This is a genomic window from Kutzneria kofuensis, from assembly GCF_014203355.1.
Taxonomy (GTDB): Bacteria; Actinomycetota; Actinomycetes; order Mycobacteriales; family Pseudonocardiaceae; genus Kutzneria; species Kutzneria kofuensis.
In genome coordinates, this window is sequence record NZ_JACHIR010000001.1 from 5758027 (window position 1) to 5779145 (window position 21119).

Consider the following 21119-nt stretch of genomic DNA (forward strand, 5'->3'; position numbering starts at 1 on the left):
CGAGGAGGGTACGGCTGATGACTTCGCGCGTCCTGCTGCTCTCGACGGCAGACACCGACCTGCTCGCCGCCAAGGCGAGCGGCGCCGAGTACACCGTGGGCAATCCGGCCCGGCTGGAGGTCGAGGACCTGCCGGGGCTGCTTCGGGACGCCGACCTGGTGGTGGTGCGGCTGCTGGGCGGCCGCCGGGCCTGGGAGGAGGGCCTCGACGCGGTGCTGGCCGCGGGCCTGCCGACCGTGTGCCTCGGCGGCGAGGCGACTCCCGACGCGGAGCTGATGGCGGCGTCGACGGTGCCGGCGGGCGTGGCCACGCAAGCGCTTGCCTACCTGGTGGAGGGCGGCCCGGCCAATCTCGGCCAGTTGGCGAACTTCCTGTCCGACACGGTATTGCTGACGGGCGAGGGCTTCGAGCCGCCGGTGAGCACGCCGGTATACGGCGTGCACGGCGAGCGTCAGCACGAGGACGGCCGGCCGACGGTCGGCATCGTCTTCTACCGGGCGCACGCGCTGGCGGGGAACACGGCGTTCGTGGACACGCTGGCGGACGCGGTGGAGGCGGCCGGGGCGAACGTGCTGCCGGTGTTCTGCGGCTCGCTGCGCGGCCTGGCCGGCGACGAATCGGCGGGCCTGCTGGAGGTTCTGAGCCACTGCGACGCCGTGGTGGCGACGGTGCTCGCGGCCGGCGGGGCGGTGGCGGCGGACGCCAGCGCGGGCGGCGACGAGGATGCCTGGGACGCGGGCGCCTTGGCGGCGCTGGACATCCCGGTGCTGCAGGGGCTCTGCCTCACGTCGTCCCGGGCGACGTGGCAGGCGTCGGACGCGGCGCTGTCACCGATGGACGCGGCGATGCAGGTGGCGATCCCGGAGTTCGACGGCCGGCTGATCGGCGTTCCCTTCTCCTTCAAGGAGAACGGCCCGGACGGCATCCCGGTGTACGTGGCCGACCCGGAGCGGTCGGCGCGCGTGGCCGGCACGGCGGTGGGGCTGGCCCGGCTGCGGCACGTGCCGAACCAGGACAAGAAGGTCGCCATCGTGCTGTCGTCGTACCCGACCAAGCACGCCCGCGTGGGCAACGCGGTCGGACTGGACACCCCGGCCTCGGCGGTGATCCTGTTGCGCCGCATGCTCGAGCAGGGCTACGACCTCGGCGGCCTCGACGTGTCCACACTGGACGGCGACACGCTGATCCACCGGCTGATCGCGGCCGGCGGGCACGACGTGGACTGGCTGACCGAGGAGCAGATGTCCGGCGCGGCCATCAAGATCCCGTCCGCCACCTACCGGACCTGGTTCGACGCGCTGCCGCCGTCCTTCCGTGACGGTGTTGTCGAGCACTGGGGCGAAGCGCCGGGCCAGCTCTACGTCACCGACGACGAGATCTACGTGGCCTCGCTGCGGTTCGGCAACGTGATGCTGCTGATCCAGCCGCCGCGCGGTTTCGGCGAGAACCCGGTCGCCATCTACCACGACCCGAACCTGCCGCCGTCGCACCAGTACCTGGCCGCCTACCGCTGGCTGGAGGAGGAGTTCGGCGCGCACGCGGTGCTGCACCTCGGCAAGCACGGCACGCTGGAGTGGTTGCCGGGCAAGGGATTGGGCCTGGCCAGCGACTGCGCGCCGGACGCGGTGCTCGGCGGCCTGCCGATGATCTACCCGTTCATCGTGAACGACCCGGGCGAGGGCACGCAGGCCAAGCGCCGCGCCCACGCCACCGTGGTGGACCACATGATCCCGCCGATGGCCCGCGCCGACACCTACGGCGACATGGCCAAGCTGGAGCAGCTGCTCGACGAGTACGCCACCGTGCAGGCGCTGGACCCGTCCAAGCTGGCGACCGTGCGCGGCCAGATCTGGGAGCTGGTGACCAGCGCCAAGCTGCACCACGACCTGCACCAGGCCGAGGTCCCCGGCGAGGAGGACTTCGACGACTTCGTCATGCACATCGACGGCTACCTGTGCGAGATCAAGGACGTGCAGATCCGGGACGGCCTGCACATCCTCGGCCGCGCGCCGGAGGGTGAGGAGCTGATCAACGACGTGCTCGCGGTGCTGCGGGCGCGGCAGGTCTTCGGCGGCAAGGTCGGTGCCATCACGGGTCTGCGCGCCGCGCTGGCAGTCCACTTCGGACTGGACGAGGAGACACTGCTGGCCGACCCGGGCCTCAGGGTGCCTGATACCGGTGGACTGTCCGAACTGGTCGAGGGTCCGGCCCAGACCGGAGCCGATGTCGTCGACCTGCTTGAGGAACTGGCCCGCCGGCTGGTGACCGCCGTGCACGACAACGGCTGGGCGACCGACGGGATCACCGAAACCGTGCTGGGGCAACGGGTCGAGAGCGTGGAGACGGTGCTCGGCTTCACCCGCGACGAGGTGGTGCCACGCTTGGCGCGGACCACCGACGAGATCCGGAACGTGTTGCGCGCTTTGGACGGCCGGTTCATCGAACCGGGCCCGTCCGGATCGCCGACCCGCGGCCTGGTGTCGGTGCTGCCGACCGGCCGCAACTTCTATTCCGTCGACCCCAAGGCGATTCCCTCCCGCAATGCCTTCGACGTCGGCTCGGCGCTGGCGGATTCCCTGCTGGCCCGGTATCACGAGGACACCGGGGAATGGCCGCGCAGCGTCGGCCTGACGGTGTGGGGCACCTCCGCGATGCGCACGCAGGGCGACGACATCGCGGAACTGTTGTGGCTGCTGGGAACCCGGCCGGTGTGGGACGACGCGTCCCGCCGGGTCACCGGCTTCGAGATCGTTCCCGTGTCGGAGTTGGGACGCCCCCGGATCGACGTGGTGGTCCGCATCTCCGGCTTCTTCCGCGACGCCTTCCCGCACGTGGTCGCCGTGCTGGACGACGCGATCGCTGCGGTCGCCCGGCTCGACGAGTCCGACGAGGACAACTACGTCGCCGCCCACTTCCGCCGCGACTTGGAAGAACACGGCGACGAGCGCCGCGCCACCACCAGGATCTTCGGCTCCAAGCCCGGCGCGTACGGCGCCGGCCTGTTGCCGCTGATCGACTCCCGGAACTGGCGTGACGACGCCGATCTGGCCGAGGTCTATGCCACTTGGGGTGGCTACGCCTACGGCCGCGGCCTCGACGGCGCGCAGGCGCGGCAGGACATGGAGACCGCGTACCGCCGGATCCAGGTGGCGGCCAAGAATGTCGACACGCGCGAGCACGACATCGCGGATTCGGACGACTATTTCCAGTACCACGGCGGCATGGTCGCCATGGTGCGGTCGCTGACCGGCGACAACCCGGCCGCCTACGTCGGCGACTCGGCGGTGCCGCACGCGGTTCGCACGCGCACGCTCGGCGAGGAGACCAAGCGCGTGTTTCGGGCCCGCGTTGTCAACCCCCGCTGGATCTCGGCCATGCGTCGACATGGTTACAAAGGAGCGTTCGAACTGGCGGCCACAGTGGACTACCTGTTCGGGTTCGACGCCACGGCCGGCGTCGTCGACGACTGGATGTACGCGCAGCTGGCCGAATCCTACGTTTTCGACAAGGAAGTCCAGGATTTCATGCGCAAGTCGAACCCGTGGGCACTGCGCGGCGTGACGGAGCGCCTGCTGGAAGCAGCCGATCGGGGACTGTGGTCGCAGCCGGACGAGACCGTTCTCGACCAACTGCGCACGGTCTATCTGGAACTGGAAGGCCAGTTGGAGGAATAACCCGCGCCGTTTGACCCCAGACCGGTGACTTCACGCGCATTTCCGGGCCGAAGGTCCTTTAATGACAGGTAGCGCGACGCGGGTTCGCCGCCGCGGTCACGAGCCGCGGCGGTGAACCCCGGGGCGCCGGACGCCGTACCAGCTAGCGCTCCGACGGGTCCGTCACTGGGGAAGGGGGTGCGCCGTGCGGGTCGAGCTGATGGTGTTGTCCGCGATCGCCGCGGGCGGCCTCCTGCTGGGCTGGTGGCTCACCTCGCCCCGGTTCATCGGCTTCCTGGCCGCGCGCCGGCTGCGCCGGCTGAAGGCGGTGGCCCGTTCGCTGTCGCCGATGCTGACCGACGACCCGGACCCGATGGCCAACGTCGTCGTGATCAACCGGGCCGAGTCGACACCGGTCCCGGCGCAGCGCAGCGCCGAGCTGCCGCCGCCGGACAACATCGACACGCTGACGCAGCCGATCGTCAACTAGCCCAGAGACCGTCAGCTCAGCTGCATCGCGGCGTTCAGGCAGTCCAGCGCCGAGCTCTGCCGGCTGGCGTCGGCGACGTCGAAGGGGCCACTCCAGAACAGGCCGAGCTGGTTGGCGTGGTTGCGTGACTTCCACACGGCCAGCGCGTTGCGCACCGCGAACGCCGTGTAGGCGGTTGACGGCGCAACTTCGTTGAGCGCCACCAGGTTGCGCACGAAGATCCCCTTGAACTGCGTCTGGTCGACGTCGCAGCGCTGCTTCTCACACGGCTCGTGCAGCACCCCGTTGGCATCCGTCAGCCTGGTCATCGCCGCGTTGGCGATCGAGGTCGCCGAGGCCAGCAGGTCCCTTCGCCCGGTCAGCCGGTACAGGTCGGCCAGACCACCCAGGACCACACCCTGGTTGTAGGTCCACGTGGTACGGCCGTTGTTCTTGCAGTCGTCGGTCAGCCCGTCGTTGACCAGGCCCTGAGCATTGATCATTCCCGTGTGCTCGAACCAGTCCCACTCCAGCAGCGCCCACTGCTCGTAGTTGGCCGCGGCCGGCCCGGTGGTGCGCAGCGACAGGGCGGCCGCGAGTGACAGGAACAGCTCGTTGGGAATCGCATTCTTGTAATTACGGTCCCGAGACCACCAGATGCCGCCGCCGCAGTGCAGGTCCCAGCCGTGCGCCATGTCGGTGAACAGCGACTCGGCCAGCACCAGGTACTTCCGCTCGCCGGTCTGGTCGTAGGCCTGCACCCAGGCCAGGCCCCACCAACCCTCGTCGTCGTAGTAGTCGTTGCGGAACCAGGTGCCGATGTTCTGGTTGTACGTGTTGGACGCGCGCCGCTCGCCGAGGTCGTTGCCGAGCAGCCTGGACGCGATCAGCTGGGCCTGCAGCGCGTTGGCCGAGTTCCACCAGTTCGTCGTGTTGTAGCGGCCGTCGTCCGGGTTGTACCAGTGGTCGAGTGTCGCGGACGCCTCAGTGATCCACTTGATCGCGGGGGAGGGCGCCACCGGCGCCGCCTGCGCGGTGACAGGCAGTGCCAGCAGCGCCACGCACAACAGCGCACCGAGACGAGAAAGCATGCCGGAAATCGTGACAGATCAAGATCGGAAGGCTTCGGCGACTCCGAGGAACAGGTCGTTGCCGTCGACCTCGCCGATCGACACCCGCACGCCCTCGCCCGGGAACGGCCGCACCATCACGCCCTGGGCCTGCGCCAGCTCGGCGAACTCGGAAGTCCGCTCGCCCAGCCGCAGCCACACGAAGTTGCCCTCGGAGCTCGGCACCGTCCAGCCCTGGTCGCGCAGCGCGTCCAGCACCCGGCCGCGCTCCTTGGTGATGTGCTCCACCCGTTCGAACAGCTCCGACTCCGCCGCCAGCGACGCGATCGCCGCGTCCTGCGCGAGTTGGCTGACCCCGAACGGCACGGCCATCTTGCGCAGCGCCGTGGCGACCGGCTCGTGCGCGACCGCGTAGCCGACGCGCAACCCGGCCAGCCCGTACGCCTTGGAGAACGTGCGCAGCAGCGCCACGTTCGGCCGCTCGCGGTAGATCTCCAGCCCGTCCGGCACCTCCGGGTCGCGCACGAACTCCCGGTACGCCTCGTCGATCAGCACCAGGACGTCGCTCGGCACCCGGTCCAGGAACGCTTCCAGTTCCGGGCGCCGGATCGCGGTGCCGGTGGGGTTGTTGGGGTTGCACAGGATCACCAGCCGGGTCCGGTCGGTGACCGCCGCCGCGATCGCGTCCAGGTCCTGGTGCTCGTCCGGGGTCAGCGGCACCTGCACGGCGTGCGCGCCGACCATCTTCGTGATGATCGGGTACGCCTCGAACGACCGCCACGGGTAGACCACCTGGTCGCGGTCGTCGCAGACGGCCTGCAGCACCTGCTGGATCACGCCGACGCCGCCGGTGCCGGTGGCGATGTGCGTCTCCGGCACGCCCAGCCGCTCGGCCACCGCCGGGATGAGCTTGGAGCACCCCATGTCCGGGTACCGGTTGTGCTCGCGCAGCGCCCGCTCCATCGCCGCCAGCACGCTGGGTAGCGGCTGGTGCGGGTTCTCGTTCGACGACAGCTTGAACGCCGGCGCACCGTCCGCGCCGATCGCCGGCTTGCCCGGCTTGTAGGTCGGAATGTCGTCCAGCGCGCCGCGCAGCTTGGGTCCGGTCGTCATGGCCCTCACTCTACGAGCCGGTCGCGCGAGTGGAGACCCTCCAACCAGTCGGTCGTCTCCGCGAAGGCCCGCTCCCGGACGGCCGCGGCCGACAGGAACAGGTCGTGCATGCCGCCCTCGATCGCCACCACCTTCACGTGCGGCCCGATCTTCGGCGCCCACTTCACCATCTGCGTCACGTCCAGCACGGTGTCGGCGAGCATCGCCTCCGGCGCCCACACCCGCGACTTGAGCAGGCTGCGCGAGGCGTGCAGCAGCAGCACCGGCACCCGCACGTCCAGCCCGCGGTGCAGCTTGGCGTGGTAGCGCCGGATCGTGCGCAGCCAGCCGGCCCGCACCGGGAAGCCGTGCTTGGGCTTCCAGGCGGTGTCGAACTCCCACTCGCCGTTGTCGTCCCGGTGCAGGCTCAGCCCGTAGACGCTCTCCATCTCCTTCTGCACCACGGCCGTCGGGTTGACCCGGCCCAGCACGTCCACCACCCGCGTGCCGATGGTGCGCAGGAGCCAGTTCTCGGCCAGGTCCAGCCACGGGCTGTTGAGCACCAGCGCGTCCAGCACGTTGTCGCCGCGTCGCTCGTGCGCCCACATCACCGTGATCAGGCCGCCGGTGGAATGGCCCATCACGGTCAGCCGCGAGTGGCCGTCCTCGTCGTGGATGATGCGCGCCGCCGCGTCCAGCTCCTCGAAGTGGTAGCCGAGGTCGGTGACGAAGTTGGGCAGCTGGCCCGGCTGCAGCGACCGGCCGTAGGCCCGCAGGTCGACGGCGTAGAAGTCGTAGCCGCGGGCCGCGAAGTGCTCGGCCACGTGCCGCTGGAAGAAGTAGTCGGTGAAGCCGTGCACGTACAGCAGGGCCCCGTTGACCGGCTTCTCCGCGCGGTGCCGGACCAGGTGGGCGACATTGTCCCCGCCCGGCCCGGCGCCCGCCGGCAGCGCGCCGAGCGGCAGTGTCAGGACCTCGTAGCCATCACCGAGCACATCGCGTTCCACGCCCGACAGTATCGGCCATGAGCTGGCTAAACCGGCCGGACCACGAGCGGCAGCTTGGTCACAGCCACCATGTTGAACGGGTTGCGCTCCTCGACCTTGTCCTCGACCACCTGGATGTCGGAGTAGCGCTCGAACATGATCCGCAGCGCCACCCGGGCCTCCAGCCGGGCCAGCGGCGCGCCCAGGCAGACGTGGATGCCCTTGCCGAACGTGACGTGGTGGTTCGGTTCCCGGTGCAGGTCGAACCGGTTCGGGTTGGCGAACACCCGCTCGTCCCGGTTGGCCGCGGTGAGGAACGGGGCGATCAGCTGGCCGGCCGGGATCTCCTTGCCGCCGAGCACGGTGTCCTGCCGGGTCACGCGGGCCACCCGCGGGAACGGCGTGCGCAGCCGCAACACCTCCTCGATCGCCGCCGGCAGCAGCGACAGGTCGGCGCGGACCTCGGCGATGGCGTCCTGGTTCTCGTGGAAGGTGAGCAGGCTGTTGCCGAGCGTGGCGGTGGTGGTGATGTGGCCGGCCAGCAGCAGCAGGCCGACGAAGCCGATGATCTCCTCGTCGTCCAGCTTCTTGCCGTCCTCCTCGACCTGGGTCAGCTTGCTGGTCAGGTCGTCGCCGGGGTTGCGCCGCCGGTCCCTGATGAACGCGAGGAAGTAGTCGTTCATCTCCCGCATCACCGGCGCCATCTTGGCGAACAGCTCGGCGCGGACGTCGGCGACCGGCTTGTCCTGCGGGACGTCCTGGTCGAGCAGGGCGTCCGCCCACTGCCGGAACAATGCCTGGTCGGAGATCGGGATGCCGAGCATGTTCGCGATGACGATCACCGGCAGCGGGTACGCCAGCGCGTCGACCAGGTCGAACTCGGTGCCGGCGGCGTCGAGCAGGTCGTTGGTCAGCTGTTCGATCCGCGGCTCGAGGTTGGCCACCATCTTCGGCGTGAAGGCCCGGCTCACCGTGCCGCGCAGGTACCGGTGCCGCGGGTCGTCCATCTGGACGAAGTTGCCCTTCGAGAACAGCGACAACTCGTCGTCCACCTGCGGCATCGCCGACGTGATGTCCGAGCCGAACACGGTCGGCTCGGACAGCATCTCGTTGACCTCCGGATGACCGAGCACCGTCCAGGCCTGCGCCTGCTCGCCGTAGACGACCTGCCCCTCCTTGCGGCGCGTCTCGATCCAGTCGAGGAAGTCCTGGAAGGTGGGTTTCGCGGTCGTGGTCATGTCTCCCCCTAGCTGTGAATTGTGGTCAGTCCTCCGGCGAGCTGCCGTGGACCGTGGCCGCCAGTGCCGCGTGGAAGTGCTCGAACATCGCGGTCACCTTGGGCGCGAGCGCCTCGAGCACGTCCCGGTCGGGCGGCCCGGGCGCGTGCAACGCCTCCCGCAGGGTGTGGGTCAGCAGCTCCGCCGCCGCGTCGTCGTCGTGCGTGTCGGCGAACGCCCCCAGCATCGGCCGGGCCAGGTAGAACCCGGTCTGCACGGCGGTCATCAGGTAGCGCTGGTCGGCGAAGTCCTGGTCGGTGCGCACCAGCCCGTGCTCGCGCAGGACCTGGAACAGGTCCCCGAACAGGTCGATCTTCACCCGGCGCAGCGGCTCCATCGTCGGGTCCAGCGCCAGGTCGCCGAGGATCTCGACGTCCCGGCTGAACATGGCCCGCAGCAGCGGCCGCTTCATCACTTCCCGGTAGACCATGCCGGCCTGCTCGGCCGGCAACATCATCATCGGGTCCCGCTTCACGGCGTCCATGAGCTGGGCGGTCATCTCCACCGACTCCCGCACCAGCACGCTCAGGAACAGCTCCGTGCGGTTGTGGAAGTGCAGGTAGACGGTGCCCTTGCCGATGCCGGCGTGCTTGGCGACGTCCTCGATGGTCACCCGCTTGTAGCCCCAGCGCAGCACCAGCTCGGCGGCCGCGTCCAGGATGCGCTCGCCGCGTTCGTGCTGCCCCGGCATCGTCGCTCCTTTGACTCGTGACCAGATTTCTTATCTGGTCACGAGTCACGCTAGACCGGTGCGGCCGGGCCGTCAACGCCTTTCGTGTGACACCCCGGCGAGCGGTTTTGCTTGTCCACGCACGGATCTGGCGGTTCCGTAGCGGGTATGCGAATCATCAGGTCGAGCCGCCTCGCCATGGTGGTGGCCGCCGTCTTAGTCGCTCTCGCCGCCGCCGTTCCGGCGGCCGCTACCCCCCGCGTCGTCGGCGGCGAACGGGCGAGCATCGTGGAATACCCGTGGGTCGTCTACCTGACCGACGCCACCGGGTTCCAGTTCTGCGGCGGCACCGTGGTCGCGGCCACCAAGGTGCTCACCGCGGCGCACTGCATGGCCGACCAGCGCGCGGACAACCTGCGTGTGGTCGTCGGCCGTGAGGACAAGCAGAGCACCGACGGCCGGATCGTCACGGCCACGTCCATCTGGGTCTCCCCGAACTACCGGGGCGACCCGACCGGCGGCTCGGACTTCGCGGTGATCACGTTGAGCCGCCGGGTCAACGTGCCGCCGCTGCCGCTGGCCAAGGACAACAGCGCCTACCAGCCGAACATGATGGGCACGGTGCTCGGCTGGGGTCGCACGGTCGAGTCCGGCGAGGCGTCGCGGTACCTGATGGCGGCGTCGGTCCCGGTGGTCGCGGACGCCGTGTGTGGGAAGTCGTACCAGGAGTACCGCGCCGCGGCGATGGTGTGCGCGGGGTATCCGCAGGGCGGCGTCGACACGTGTCAGGGCGACTCCGGCGGGCCGTTCGAGGTGAGCGGCGTGCTGATCGGCATCACGTCGTTCGGCGACGGCTGTGCCCGTGCCGGCAAGTACGGCGTCTACACCCGCGTGGCGGCGTACGAGCCGGCCATCGAGGCCGAGCTGACCGACTGACCGGCGATCGCCATGGCGCCCGTCCCGCCGAGCGGGGCGGGCGTCGTGGTGTTTCAGGCCACGACCAGTCCCACCGAGATGGTCAGGAACGCGGCCGCCGACACGGCGTCCAGCGCGGTCGTCACGCCCGGGCGCTGCAGCCGGCGGGACATCCGGCCGGCGGCGAGCACGATCGTCGCCTCCCAGCACGCGGCCAGCGCCAGGAACAGCGCGCCGAGCACCCCGAGCTGCAGCACGGCGTCACCCGATCCGATGAATTGCGGCAGGAACGCCAGGGAGAACAGCAGCATCTTCGGGTTCATCAGGTTGGACAGGAAGCCCTGCCGGAACGGATGGGCCACGACGACCGGTTCGTCCGACTCGGCCGGGCGCGGCCGGAGCAGCCCACGGACGATCTGCACGGCGAGGAACGCCAGGTAGGCGGCCCCGAGCCAGCGCAGAACCTGCAGCAACGCCGGGTAACCGGCGAGTAGCGCGCCCAGGCCGGAGACGACGAGCCCGATCTGCACCGCGCTGGCCGTGTGCACGCCCGCCAGCGCCCGCAGCCCGGCCCTGGTCCCCGCCCTCAGCGACGTCCTGAGCAGCAGGAACGCGTCCATGCCCGGCGTGATGACCACGACCAGACAGGCGAGCAGGAAGGCGGGCAGGGTGGTGACGTCGAACTTCAAGGCAAAACTCCGGTCCAGCCGGGGCGTTACAGAACAAACGCCCGTCGCCAGGCTTGCTGGCAGTTGATTCTTCGTACTTACGAGATCCTAACGGGAGATTTTCCTGTCCTGACACGTTCGGGTGAGTGATTTCGGTCGCGGCCCACGTGGGGTTGAGGATCGGCTACGGTACGTGGCCTCCCCCTCCCTGTAGGAGTGCTCGCCGTGCCTTTCCACGTCCGGCGGTCGGCCGCCGTCCTCGCCTCGCTGCTGCTGTGCGCTGGTGTCGTCCCCGCCCACGCGTCGCCCGGTGGCTCGCCCCGGATCGTCGGCGGCGACGAGGCCAGCACCACGACCACGCCGTGGGTCGTCGCGCTCACCACCAGCGCCGGCGCGTTCTTCTGCGGCGGCACCCTCGTCGCGCCGACCAAGGTCGTCACCGCCGCGCACTGCGTCACCCAGGCGCTGGCCACCGGCGGCATGACCACGAAGGCGCCGTCCTCGCTGCGGATCGTCGCCGGCCGCACCGACCTGCGTACCAAGGACGGCCTGCAGGTGCGGATCTCCTCCGTGTGGGCCGACCCCGACTTCCGCGACGTCGGCACCGGCCACGACGTCGCCGTGCTGACGCTGGCGCGCACCGTGCCGTACCGGACACTGCCGCTCGTCGCCGCCGGCGACACCTCCGCTTACGCCGCCGGCGTGATGGCGACCGTGCTCGGCTGGGGCCGTGTCGGTGAGAACGCCGCGCCGTCGCCGACGCTGCAGTCCGTGCAGGTGCCCGTGGTCGCCGACAAGACGTGCGCCGCCGAGGAGGGGGACTTCGACGCCACCGGCATGGTGTGCGCCGGCTACCCGCAGGGCGGCAAGGACGCCTGCGCCGGGGACTCCGGCGGTCCGATGGTCGTCGACGGGCGGCTCGTCGGCGTCGTGTCGTGGGGCGACGGCTGCGCCCGAGCGGGCAAACCCGGCGTGTACACCCGGCTGGCCAGCTACCGGGACGAGGTGTCCGCCCAGTTGGGCGCGTGATACCAAGTGGCATGACGCTTCACGCCACCCTGCGCCGCGAGTGGGCGGCCGACCTCACGCCGCAGCAGCTGTACGACCTGCTGCGGCTTCGGGTCGACATCTTCGTCGTCGAGCAGAAGTGCCCCTACCCCGAGCTCGACGGCCGCGACCTGGAGCCGTCCACCCGGCACTTCTGGCTCGCCGGCGACGACGGCCGGGTGCTCGCCACCCTTCGGCTGCTGGAGGACAAGCCCGGCTCGTACCGCGTCGGCCGGGTCTGCACCGCCGCCGACGCCCGGGGCAACGGACTGTCCGGCCGGCTCATGGAGGCCGCCGTCGCCGAGATCGGCTCCGCCCCCAGCGTGCTCGACGCCCAGGTCGCCGTGAAGGACTTCTACGCCCGCTACGGCTATGTGACCGAAGGCGAGGAGTTCCTGGAGGACGGCATTCCCCACATCACCATGCGCCGGCCCGGGTGACGTTCGGTCACGGGCAGTCGAGCCGGTCGTGTGATGCCCAGGAGGTTTGGCGCTGACTAGCGTCGGTCCGTGGATTCGAACCGCCCGAGTTCACGGAGGACCGATGTCTCTCAGCAACAGAGTTCTGGCCGTGTCGACGGTGATCGCCGCCGGCATGGCCCTGGGTGTCGTTGCCGCGCCCGCGCGGGCGGCCATCGGCTGTCGCCCGAACACCGTCTCGAACCTCTACTTCGAACTGAGCGTGAAGCGAGCACTGCTCAGCTGCGACGTGATCGAGGTCGGCATGCGCGGCACCTCCGCGTTGCAAGCCGACGGAGCGGCGTTCTCGGTGTGGGGGCCCGACAACTTCACCGGCCTGGTGCACGTGGAGCCCGGCAAGTACAGCATCGCCTGGAAGGGCAACCACGCGGCGGGCGCCCGGTGGTGCGCCAGCTTCGTCGGGGACTACGCCGAACTCTGCCTGACGACCTGACTTTCGCGCGGCCTACTGTCCGGGGGCCGTGCGAGTGATCACGTCGACCGCGCGGTCCAGGTCGGCGCTGGACAGATCGGCGCGGGCGGTCAGGCGCAGGCGCGAGATCTGGTCCGGCGTCGACGGCGGTCGGAAGCAGCCGACCACGACGCCCGCCGTGCGGCAGTCGTTGGCCCAGGCCACCGCGGCCTCGGGCGACGGCGCCCGCACGGACACCACGGCGGCGGTCGGCGTGCTCACCCGTAGGCCGGCGGCGGTCAGCCGCTCGGTCAGCTCCAGCGCGTTCTGCCGGGCCCGGCCGGCCAGGTCCGGCTCCTCCTTCAACACCCGCAGCGCCGTCAGCGCGGCCGCGGCGCTGCCCGGGGCGAGCCCGGTGTCGAAGATGAAGCTGCGGGCGTGGTCGACCATGTGCTTGATCACCCGGCGCGGGCCGAGGATCGCGCCGCCCTGCGCGCCGAGCGACTTCGACAGCGTCACCGTCATCACGACGTTCGGCGCCCCGGCGAGCCCGGCGTCGTGCACCGCGCCCTTGCCCTCGTCGCCGATCACCCCGAAGCCGTGCGCGTCGTCCACCAGCAGCGCCGCCCCGTGCTTCCCGCACGCCTGCGCGAGCTGTGGCAACGGCGCGAGGTCACCGTCCACTGAGAACACCGAGTCCGTCACCACCAGCGCCCGCTCGTGCTTGCGCTTGGCCAGGGCGTTGGCCATCGCCGCGACGTCGCAGTGCGCGATCACCGCCACGTCCGCCTTCGACAACCGCGTGCCGTCGATCAGCGAGGCGTGGATCAGCTTGTCCGCCACGATCGCCGTGCCGGGCCCGGTCAGCGCCGACACCGCCGCCAGGTTCGCCATGAACCCCGACGAGAACACCAGCGCCGCCTGCATCCCGCAGAACGACGCCAGCTCCAGCTCCAGCTCCGTGTGCAGCTCCGTCGACCCCGTCACCAGCCGCGAGCCCGTCGACCCCGCCCCCCACTTCAACGACGACGCCGCCGCTGCCCCCGCCACCCGCTTGTCCCGGGCCAGCCCCAGGTAGTCGTTGCTGGCCAGGTCGAGCGCGTCCGACCCGGCCGCTCGGGGCCGGAGCTGACGAGCCAGCCCGGCCTCCTGCCGGGCCTGCGCCCGGGCGTCGATCCAGTCGAACACCTCATCGGGCGTGGGGAGTGGGCTGCTGGTCGTCACGCGCGCCAGTCTCGCATCAGCCGACTGGCCGGTTGCCACGACCATCCGCCGCAACCGGCTGGCCGGCGGAAATGCCGGATTCGTGGGGCGGTGCGGCGACCGCCGCGCCCCTCAGGCGCCCACCTCGACGTCCTCCTGGATTCGTAGGACGTCACGGCCGGGAGGTTCGCCGAAGAGGCGGCGGTACTCGCGGCTGAACTGGGACGGGCTGTCGTAGCCGACCGCGTAGCCGACGGCGGCGACGTCGTCGGGGGCGGCGATGAGGCGGAGGCGGGCCTGCTGCAGGCGAAGGTTCTTCTGGTACTGGAGGGGGCTCATGGCGGTCACGGCCCGGAAGTGGCGGTTGAGGGTCGCCACGCTGACACCGACCTCGTCGGCCAGGTCGGAAATGCGGATGGTGCGGTCGTAATGCCGGGAGATCCATTCGGTGGCCCGGCCGACCAGTGAGACCCGGCTGTCCTCCATGCCGATTCGACGGACGGCGGCGCCGCGGGGACCGTTCATGAGGCGCCAGTGGATCTCGCGTTCGACGCCCGGACCGAGGACGGCGAAGTCGGCGGGGCGGTCGAGGAGGCGCAGCAGGCGGACGACGGCGTCCAGGAGTTCCTCGTCGGCATCGGCGGTGACGATGCCGCTGCTGGCGTCGTCGTCGGCGCGACCGCCGCCGCCGGTCTCCAGCAGGAGCTGGGTGATGATCGACTTCTTCAGGGGCAGGCCGAGGCCGACGAAGGGCTCGGCCGGGCTCGCCCGGGTGATGCGGCCGGCGACCGGCAGATCGAGCGAAGCGACGAGGTACTGGCCGGCGCGGTAGTCGTAGACCCGGTCGGCGAGGGTGGTCTGCTTCGCGCCCTGAGCAACCAGGGCCAGCACGGGCCGCATGACGCCGCCGGTGCTGGCGACGGTGGACGTCCTGACGTTCACCGTCATGCCGTCGATCCACACCGGCCGAGTGCCCCTCGCGTGTAGCCGGGTGATCCGCTCGGTCAGCTCCCGCAATGTCGTGCGCATGGACCCATGTCAGCAAAGTTGCGCAGATCGTGCAACGGCGGGATCTGATCGTTCTAGGAGGAATCCGGAACCGCTGGTGGACTGGAGACAGCAACTGATCGGATCAGACAACGGGAGTGTGTGTCATGTCGCTGGACTCGTACGTCACCCTCGGACAGTCCGGCCTGCGGGTCAGCCCGCTCACGCTGGGCACGATGACCTTCGGCGAGGACTTCGGCTGGGGCAGCAGCCCCGAGGTGTCGGCCGACATCCTCGCCGCCTACCTGGACCGGGGCGGCAACTCGATCGACACCGCCAACATCTACACCGCGGGCCACTCGGAGCGGATCATCGGCGACTACTTCGCCGCCAACCCCGGCAAGCGCGACGGCGTGGTGCTGGGCACCAAGTTCTTCGGCAACCTCCGTCCCGGCGACCCCAACGGCGGCGGCGTCGGCCGCAAGGGCGTCATCCAGCAGCTGGAGAACTCGCTGCGCCGGCTGCGGACCGACTACGTGGACATCTTCTGGGTGCACAACTTCGACCCGCGGATGCCGGTCGAGGAGACCATGCGCACCCTCGACGACCTGGTGACCGCCGGCAAGATTCGCTACGTGGGCCTGTCCGACATCCCGGCGTGGAAGGTCGCCGAGATGGCAGTCACCGCCAAGTTCCGCTCGTGGGTGCCGATCACCGCGATGCAGTTGGAGTATTCGCTGTTGGAGCGCACCTCCGAGGGCGAGCTGATCCCGGCCGCGCAGGAGCTGGGCATCGGCGTGCTGCCGTGGAGCCCGCTCAAGAACGGCTTCCTCTCCGGCAAGTACTCCAGCTCCCGCCCGACGACCACCGCCCGCGGCAACCACGAGTACTTCCAGCCGCCGACCGACAGCGAGTACGTGGTGATCGACGCCGTGAACGAGGTCGCCGCGGAGATCGGCGCCAGCTCGGCGGCGGTCGCGCTGTCCTGGGTGCAGGGCCGTCCCGGCATCACCTCCACGATCATCGGCGCCCGCACCCTGGAGCAGTTCACGGCCAACATCACCGCCTTGGACGTCACGCTCACCGACGAGCAGCGCGGTCGGCTGGACAAGCTGTCCGAGCCGGCCCTGAACTTCCCGGCCTCGGCCAACCAACACTCGATGATGATCCAGTTCGGCGGCACGACCGTGGACGGCGTGTCCTACCCGGCGCACCCGGCGCTGTCCGCGGCGGCCGAGCAGCGCTGAACCGGGGGTGGGGGATGAGGTTGGTTATTGGCCGGCGCTGGTCGGGTGGAGCCGAGGTCGGCCAGCGGCCGGCGCTGGTCGGGTGGGGTTGAGTTCGGCCAGCGGCCGGCGCTGAGCCGCGGGGAACTCGCCGCCGGTCGGCTCTGAGCTGGTGGTGATGGCGGCCGGCCGGTGCGTGGCGGGCGGGGAGCTGAGGTCGGCCAGCGGCCGGCGCTGGGTCAGGGCGTGAGGATGAGCTTGCCGACCGAGCTCCTCTCCTCCAGCGCCTGATGAGCCTTGGCCGCTTCGGCCAGGGGTAAGACCTCGCCGATCACGGGGGTCAGGTCGCCGGCGATGGCGAGGTCGAACGCTCGGCGGCAGAGAGTGGGCAGCAGTTGGGGGTCATAGGTGAGGCTGAGCGGGATGAGCTCGGCGCCGACCTCGAACACGTCGGTGGTGGTGATGGCGGCGGGCTCACCGGAGGCGTAGCCGTACAGCACCATCCGGCCGAAGGCGGGCAGCAGCCGGAACGCCTCGGCGGCGGTCCGGCCGCCCACGGCCTCCAGCACCACGGTGACGGGGCCGACCCCCTCGGTCCAGCCCTCCCGGCTGTAGTCCACCACCCGGTCCGCGCCCAGGCTGCGGGCCAGGTCCAGCTTGCTCGAGCTGCTGGCGGCGGCCACCACGGTGGCGCCGGCCCGCTTGGCCAGCTGGACCAGCAGCGAGCCGATGCCGCCGGCGGCAGCCTCGACCAGCACGGTGTCGGCGGGGGTGAGGCGGGCAGCGTCGATGACGCCGACGGCGGTGGCGCCCTGCGCGAACAGGGCCAGCGCCTGGTGGTCGGGTAAGGCGTCGGGGATGGGGACGGCCGCGGCGGCGGGGGCCACCGCCAGCTCGGCGTAGCCACCGGCCGGGACGAAGCTGATCACGCGGCGGCCGACCAGCGCGGTGTCGGTGTCGGGGCCGGCCGCCAGCACGGTGCCGGCGATCTCGATGCCGGGCGTCGCCGGCAGGCCGCCGGGCGGGCGGAAGCGCTCGTCGGGCTCGTGGGCGCGGAGCATGACGTCCGCGTAGTTGACGCCGGCCGCGGACACCCGGACCAGCAGCTCGCCGGGGCCCGGCGAGGGATCGGGAATGTCCTCCAGAACCAGCACCTCGGGCGGGCCGTAGCGAAGCTGACGCACTGCCTTCACGTCTCCCCCTTTCTCGCGGACCGGCGGTCCGCTTGTGGTGGCCATCATACGGACCGGCGGTCCGCCTGTGTCAAGGGGCATCATGTCCCCATGCGAGTCGACGCCGTGCGCAACCACCGGGTGATCGTCGAGGTGGCCGGCGACCTGCTGTGCCATCACGGCCCGCGGGTGTCCATGGACGCCATCGCGTCCGCCGCGGGCGTCGGCAAGGGGACCCTGTTCCGCCGCTTCGGCGACCGGGACGGCCTGGTCCGGGCCGTTGTCGACGAGCGGACCGGCGAGTGGTGGCGGGGCGCCCACGAGCGGGCCGTGGACGTGACGATCCCGCCCAAGGAGCGGGCGATCCGGTTCGTGGACGAGCTGTTCGACCTGCTGGTGATGCGGCTGCGGCCGCTGATGGCGGCGATGGAGCGGACCGAGTGCACCGGCGGCGCGCTGCCGCGCTGGGGCGCCCAGCTGGCCGAGCTGATCGGCGAGGTCCGGCCGGACGCCGACGCCGACTTCCTGGCCAAGGTGATCATCGGCAGCATGCGCACCGAGATGGTGGAGCCGGGCCAGGAGGAGACACTCAGGGTGAACGTGCTGGCCCTGACGTCGAGCGTGTTGGGTGATTGACCGCCGCTGACCGGTTCTGGCCACACTGAGCGGTCGGTTCGCTGCCTCAGCGTGGAGGAGCCATGACCCTGCGCCGCGTGCTCACGGCTGCCGTTGTCGTCGTCACATCACTGATCACACTGGGAGCCGGGGCCGCCGCGGCCGCACCCCCCTACTCCCGCTACGTCGCCCTCGGCGACTCCTACACCTCGGGCCCGTTCATCCCCTTCCTGCGTCTCGACCCGATCGGGTGCGTGCGCTCGACCAACAACTATCCGGCGCTGCTGGCCGCCACTCTCAACGTCAGCAGCTACACCGACGCCAGCTGCGGCGGCGCGGACACCACGAACATGACCAACCCGCAGAGCGTGCCGCTGTTCGGCACGAACCCGCCGCAGTTCAACGCGCTGCGCGCGGACACGGACCTGGTGACGGTCGGCATCGGCGGCAACGACGACGGTGTGTTCGGCAACGTCGTCGGCACCTGCCCGGGCCTGCGCGCGTCGGATCCGCACGGCGCGCCGTGCAAGGCACACTTCACTGTGAACGGCCAGGACACGCTGCTGGCCAGCATCGCCGCCACGCAGGGCAAGGTGACGGCGGTGGTGCAGGGCATCCACCAGCGGTCGCCGCAGGCGAAGGTGCTGGTCATCGGCTACCCGCGCATCGCACCGCCCACCGGCACGTGCCCTGACGTGCTGCCGTTCGCCGACGGCGACTACCCGTACCTCGACAGCATCGAACGTGCCCTCAACGCCGCGGTGGCCAACGCTGCCGGCGCCGCCGACGCGACCTACGTCGACACGTACACGCCGTCGCTCGGGCACGACGCGTGCGCCGGCGACAACGCGTGGATCCAGGGGCAGGCGTTCAACATCCTCGGCGCCTACCCGTACCACCCGCGCAAGGCGGGCATGGTCGGCGAGGCGGCGATCATCGCCGGCGCCCTGGGTGTCAGCCGCCACGTGACGACTGTGACGCCGCAGGTGCCCACGGCGGGTGTGAGCACCCTCACTGCACTGGCCCACGCGCTGCTCAAGCGCTGATTCGGCACCTGGCTGTCGGCGGCCGGATCTCATGGACCCGCCAACTAGACTGCCGCCGACAGCGAGGTGTGCGCGAGGAACCCGGTGCGAGTCCGGGACGGTCCCGCCACTGTGACCGGGCACGCCCGGGAGTCAGGAACTCGGCCCCTCGTCCGCCGACCCGGGCGTGGACACCCGAGGAAGGACCTTGTGGGGCATGGCACCTCGCTTCCCGTTCTCCGCCGTCGTCGGGCACGACGACCTGCGGCTGGCGCTACTGCTCAACGCCGTGCACCCGGCCATCGGCGGGGTGCTCGTGCGCGGCGAGAAGGGCACGGCCAAGTCGACGATCGTGCGGGCGCTCGCCGCGCTGCTGCCGGATCTGGAGGTGGCTCCGGACTGCCGGTTCGCGTGCGACCCGGCGAACCCCGACCCGGAGTGCCCGGACGGCCCGCACGGCGCGGGCAGCGACCGCCGGCCGTCACGGCTGGTGGAGCTGCCGGTCGGAGCCACCGAGGACCGCCTCGTCGGCTCGCTGGACCTTGAACGAGCGTTGACGGAGGGCGTGCGGGCGTACCAGCCGGGTCTGCTGGCGGCGGCGCACCGCGGCGTCCTCTATGTCGACGAGGTCAACCTCCTGCACGACCACCTGGTCGACCTGCTGCTGGACGCCGCCGCGATGGGGCGTGCGCATGTGGAGCGCGAGGGCGTGTCGGTGTCGCACGCGGCGTCGTTCCTGCTCGTCGGCACGATGAACCCGGAGGAGGGCGAGCTGCGCCCGCAGCTGCTGGACCGCTTCGGCCTCACGGTGCAGGTGGTGGCCTCCCGCGACGTGTCGACCCGCACCGAGGTGGTCCGCCGCCGGCTCGCGTACGAGGCGGACCCGGCCGGCTTCGCCGCGGACTGGGCGGAGGCGGACGCGGAGCTCGCTGCACGCATCGTGAAGGCGCGGGCGGAGCTGCCGAACGCGGTGCTGCCGGACACGGAGCTGCGTCGGATCGCCGCCGTCTGTGCGGCGTTCGAGGTGGACGGCATGCGGGCCGACCTCGTGGTCGCACGGACGGCGATTGCCCACTGCGTGTGGCGCGGCGCGAACACCGTGACGGAAGAGGACGTGGAAGCGGCGGTCCGGCTGGCGCTGCCGCACCGCCGTCGGCGCGACCCGTTCGACGAGCCCGGCGTGGACGAGCAGCAGCTGCAGGAGGCCATGCAGCAAGCGGCCGCGGAGCTGGAGCCCGACAACGACCCCGACGACGATCCGGACGGCGGCGAGTCCCCGCCGGAATCGCAGGCGCCGCAACAACAGCAACAGCAGCAGCAGCAGGGGGAGGGCAAAGCCCCGAAGGAGCAGGCTCCGGCCGCGCCCTCACCGGCGTTCAAGGCCCGTCTGCTGCAGGTTCCCGGCGTGGGCGAAGGCGCTCCCGGCCGCCGATCCCGTGCCCGGGCGGCAAGCGGCCGCACGGTTCGTTCGTCCACAGTGGACGGCCACGGTCTTCACCTCGTCGGTACGGTGACCGCCGCGGCCCCGCATCAGCGGGCACGTGGCCGTGACGGCGCTGGCCTCAGGCTCAAGGGCGAGGATCTGCGACTGGCCGTCCGTGAGGGCAAGGAGGGCAACCTTGTCCTGTTTGCCGTCGACGCCTCCGGCTCGATGGCCGCACGGCAGCGCATGTCGGCCGTCAGCGGCGCGGTGCTGTCCCTTCTCCGCGACGCCTACCAGCGCCGGGACAAGGTCGGCGTCGTGACGTTCCGCGGCGCCGACGCCCAGGTGGCGCTGCCGCCGACGTCGTCCGTCGACGCCGCCGTGGCGCGACTGCGCCAGTTGAAGACCGGCGGCCGCACGCCATTGGCGGACGGTTTGCTCAAGGCCCACAAGGTGTTGACGATCGAGCGCCTGCGGGATCCGCGAAGGCGACCGCTGCTGGTGGTCGTCACGGACGGGCGGGCGACGTCCGCGCGCCCCGGCCACGACCCCGTGCAGGATTCACTCAAGGCGGCGGCGATGCTGGCGGCGGACGGCGTCGCGGCGGTGGTGGTGGACTGCGAGCACGGGCCCGTCCGGCTCGGCCTCGCGGAGCGGCTGGCGACCGCGCTGGACGGTGTCTGCCTGCGGTTGGAGCAGTTGTCGGCCGAGCAGATGGCCGGCGTGGTGCGAGCGACGAGGGCGGCCTGAG

At 70.9% G+C, this 21119-nt stretch carries 19 protein-coding genes and 1 riboswitch; of the genes, 10 read left to right on the forward strand and 9 right to left on the reverse strand.

All coding sequences use genetic code 11. The features are described from left to right. Window positions 1–17 precede the first annotated feature (17 nt). Window positions 18–3674: a cobaltochelatase subunit CobN gene (gene cobN / locus BJ998_RS26725; RefSeq protein ID WP_184865994.1), complete on the forward strand. Its 3657-nt coding sequence runs from the start codon at window positions 18–20 to the stop codon at window positions 3672–3674. Between the two features lie 184 nt (window positions 3675–3858). Beyond that, entirely contained in the window at window positions 3859–4143 is a 285-nt protein-coding gene (locus BJ998_RS26730; RefSeq protein ID WP_184865996.1) for a hypothetical protein, read from the forward strand. A gap of 11 nt (window positions 4144–4154) precedes the next feature. Here the strand turns inward: BJ998_RS26730 and BJ998_RS26735 are convergent, their stop codons facing one another. The 5 genes from BJ998_RS26735 to BJ998_RS26755 are packed head-to-tail and all read right to left on the reverse strand — an operon-like array spanning window position 4155 to window position 9238. Beyond that, window positions 4155–5213, reverse strand: coding sequence for a glycoside hydrolase family 76 protein (locus BJ998_RS26735; RefSeq protein ID WP_184865998.1), 1059 nt, complete (start codon window positions 5211–5213; stop codon window positions 4155–4157). 18 nt (window positions 5214–5231) lie between these two features. Beyond that, complete coding sequence (hisC, locus tag BJ998_RS26740; RefSeq protein ID WP_184866000.1) at window positions 5232–6305, reverse strand: histidinol-phosphate transaminase; 1074 nt, start codon at window positions 6303–6305, stop codon at window positions 5232–5234. A gap of 5 nt (window positions 6306–6310) precedes the next feature. Then, window positions 6311–7291 (reverse strand): alpha/beta hydrolase, encoded by a 981-nt coding sequence (locus tag BJ998_RS26745; protein ID WP_312890340.1) that lies wholly within the window; start codon window positions 7289–7291, stop codon window positions 6311–6313. 26 nt (window positions 7292–7317) lie between these two features. Then, the gene (locus BJ998_RS26750; protein WP_184866002.1) at window positions 7318–8508 is read right to left on the reverse strand and encodes a cytochrome P450; all 1191 of its coding nucleotides are present in this window, start codon (window positions 8506–8508) and stop codon (window positions 7318–7320) included. A 25-nt stretch (window positions 8509–8533) separates the two neighbouring features. Then, window positions 8534–9238 carry a TetR/AcrR family transcriptional regulator gene (locus tag BJ998_RS26755; protein WP_184866004.1) on the reverse strand — a complete coding sequence of 235 codons (705 nt, stop codon included), beginning with the start codon at window positions 9236–9238 and terminating at the stop codon, window positions 8534–8536. A gap of 147 nt (window positions 9239–9385) precedes the next feature. Here BJ998_RS26755 and BJ998_RS26760 point away from each other — a divergent pair, with 147 nt between their 5' ends. Then, window positions 9386–10153: a S1 family peptidase gene (locus BJ998_RS26760; RefSeq protein ID WP_184866006.1), complete on the forward strand. Its 768-nt coding sequence runs from the start codon at window positions 9386–9388 to the stop codon at window positions 10151–10153. 53 nt (window positions 10154–10206) lie between these two features. Here BJ998_RS26760 and BJ998_RS26765 read toward each other — a convergent pair whose 3' ends face one another. Next, window positions 10207–10821 (reverse strand): LysE family translocator, encoded by a 615-nt coding sequence (locus tag BJ998_RS26765; RefSeq protein WP_184866007.1) that lies wholly within the window; start codon window positions 10819–10821, stop codon window positions 10207–10209. A 204-nt stretch (window positions 10822–11025) separates the two neighbouring features. On the opposite strand from BJ998_RS26765, the gene BJ998_RS26770 reads away from it, so the two are divergent. The 3 genes from BJ998_RS26770 to BJ998_RS26780 all read left to right on the forward strand — a co-directional run bounded on the left by BJ998_RS26770 (window position 11026) and on the right by BJ998_RS26780 (window position 12759). Then, window positions 11026–11829, forward strand: a complete 804-nt coding sequence (locus BJ998_RS26770) for a S1 family peptidase (RefSeq protein WP_184866010.1) — start codon at window positions 11026–11028, stop codon at window positions 11827–11829. A gap of 11 nt (window positions 11830–11840) precedes the next feature. Next, the gene (locus BJ998_RS26775; protein WP_184866012.1) at window positions 11841–12287 is read left to right on the forward strand and encodes a GNAT family N-acetyltransferase; all 447 of its coding nucleotides are present in this window, start codon (window positions 11841–11843) and stop codon (window positions 12285–12287) included. A 103-nt stretch (window positions 12288–12390) separates the two neighbouring features. Continuing rightward, the gene (locus BJ998_RS26780; protein ID WP_184866014.1) at window positions 12391–12759 is read left to right on the forward strand and encodes a hypothetical protein; all 369 of its coding nucleotides are present in this window, start codon (window positions 12391–12393) and stop codon (window positions 12757–12759) included. Window positions 12760–12771: 12 nt separating this feature from the next. Here BJ998_RS26780 and BJ998_RS26785 read toward each other — a convergent pair whose 3' ends face one another. Continuing rightward, window positions 12772–13941, reverse strand: a complete 1170-nt coding sequence (locus BJ998_RS26785; protein WP_312890341.1) for an 8-amino-7-oxononanoate synthase — start codon at window positions 13939–13941, stop codon at window positions 12772–12774. Window positions 13942–14052: 111 nt separating this feature from the next. Further along, entirely contained in the window at window positions 14053–14949 is an 897-nt protein-coding gene (locus tag BJ998_RS26790) for an AraC family transcriptional regulator (RefSeq protein WP_184866018.1), read from the reverse strand. Between the two features lie 125 nt (window positions 14950–15074). Here BJ998_RS26790 and BJ998_RS26795 point away from each other — a divergent pair, with 125 nt between their 5' ends. Further along, window positions 15075–16154, forward strand: coding sequence for an aldo/keto reductase (locus BJ998_RS26795; RefSeq protein WP_184866020.1), 1080 nt, complete (start codon window positions 15075–15077; stop codon window positions 16152–16154). 218 nt (window positions 16155–16372) lie between these two features. On the opposite strand, the gene BJ998_RS26800 is transcribed toward BJ998_RS26795, so the two are convergent. Then, complete coding sequence (locus BJ998_RS26800) at window positions 16373–17326, reverse strand: quinone oxidoreductase family protein (RefSeq protein WP_184866022.1); 954 nt, start codon at window positions 17324–17326, stop codon at window positions 16373–16375. Window positions 17327–17416: 90 nt separating this feature from the next. Here BJ998_RS26800 and BJ998_RS26805 point away from each other — a divergent pair, with 90 nt between their 5' ends. The 3 genes from BJ998_RS26805 (at window position 17417) to BJ998_RS26815 (ending at window position 21118) form a co-directional block, all read left to right on the forward strand. After that, a complete protein-coding gene (locus BJ998_RS26805; protein WP_184866025.1) occupies window positions 17417–17941 on the forward strand; it encodes a TetR/AcrR family transcriptional regulator in 525 nt (174 codons plus the stop codon). 62 nt (window positions 17942–18003) lie between these two features. Continuing rightward, complete coding sequence (locus BJ998_RS26810; RefSeq protein ID WP_184866027.1) at window positions 18004–18966, forward strand: SGNH/GDSL hydrolase family protein; 963 nt, start codon at window positions 18004–18006, stop codon at window positions 18964–18966. A gap of 74 nt (window positions 18967–19040) precedes the next feature. Continuing rightward, window positions 19041–19108, forward strand: a riboswitch (cobalamin riboswitch). Window positions 19109–19162: 54 nt separating this feature from the next. Further along, window positions 19163–21118, forward strand: a complete 1956-nt coding sequence (locus tag BJ998_RS26815; protein ID WP_184866029.1) for a putative cobaltochelatase — start codon at window positions 19163–19165, stop codon at window positions 21116–21118. Window position 21119: the final 1 nt, after the last annotated feature.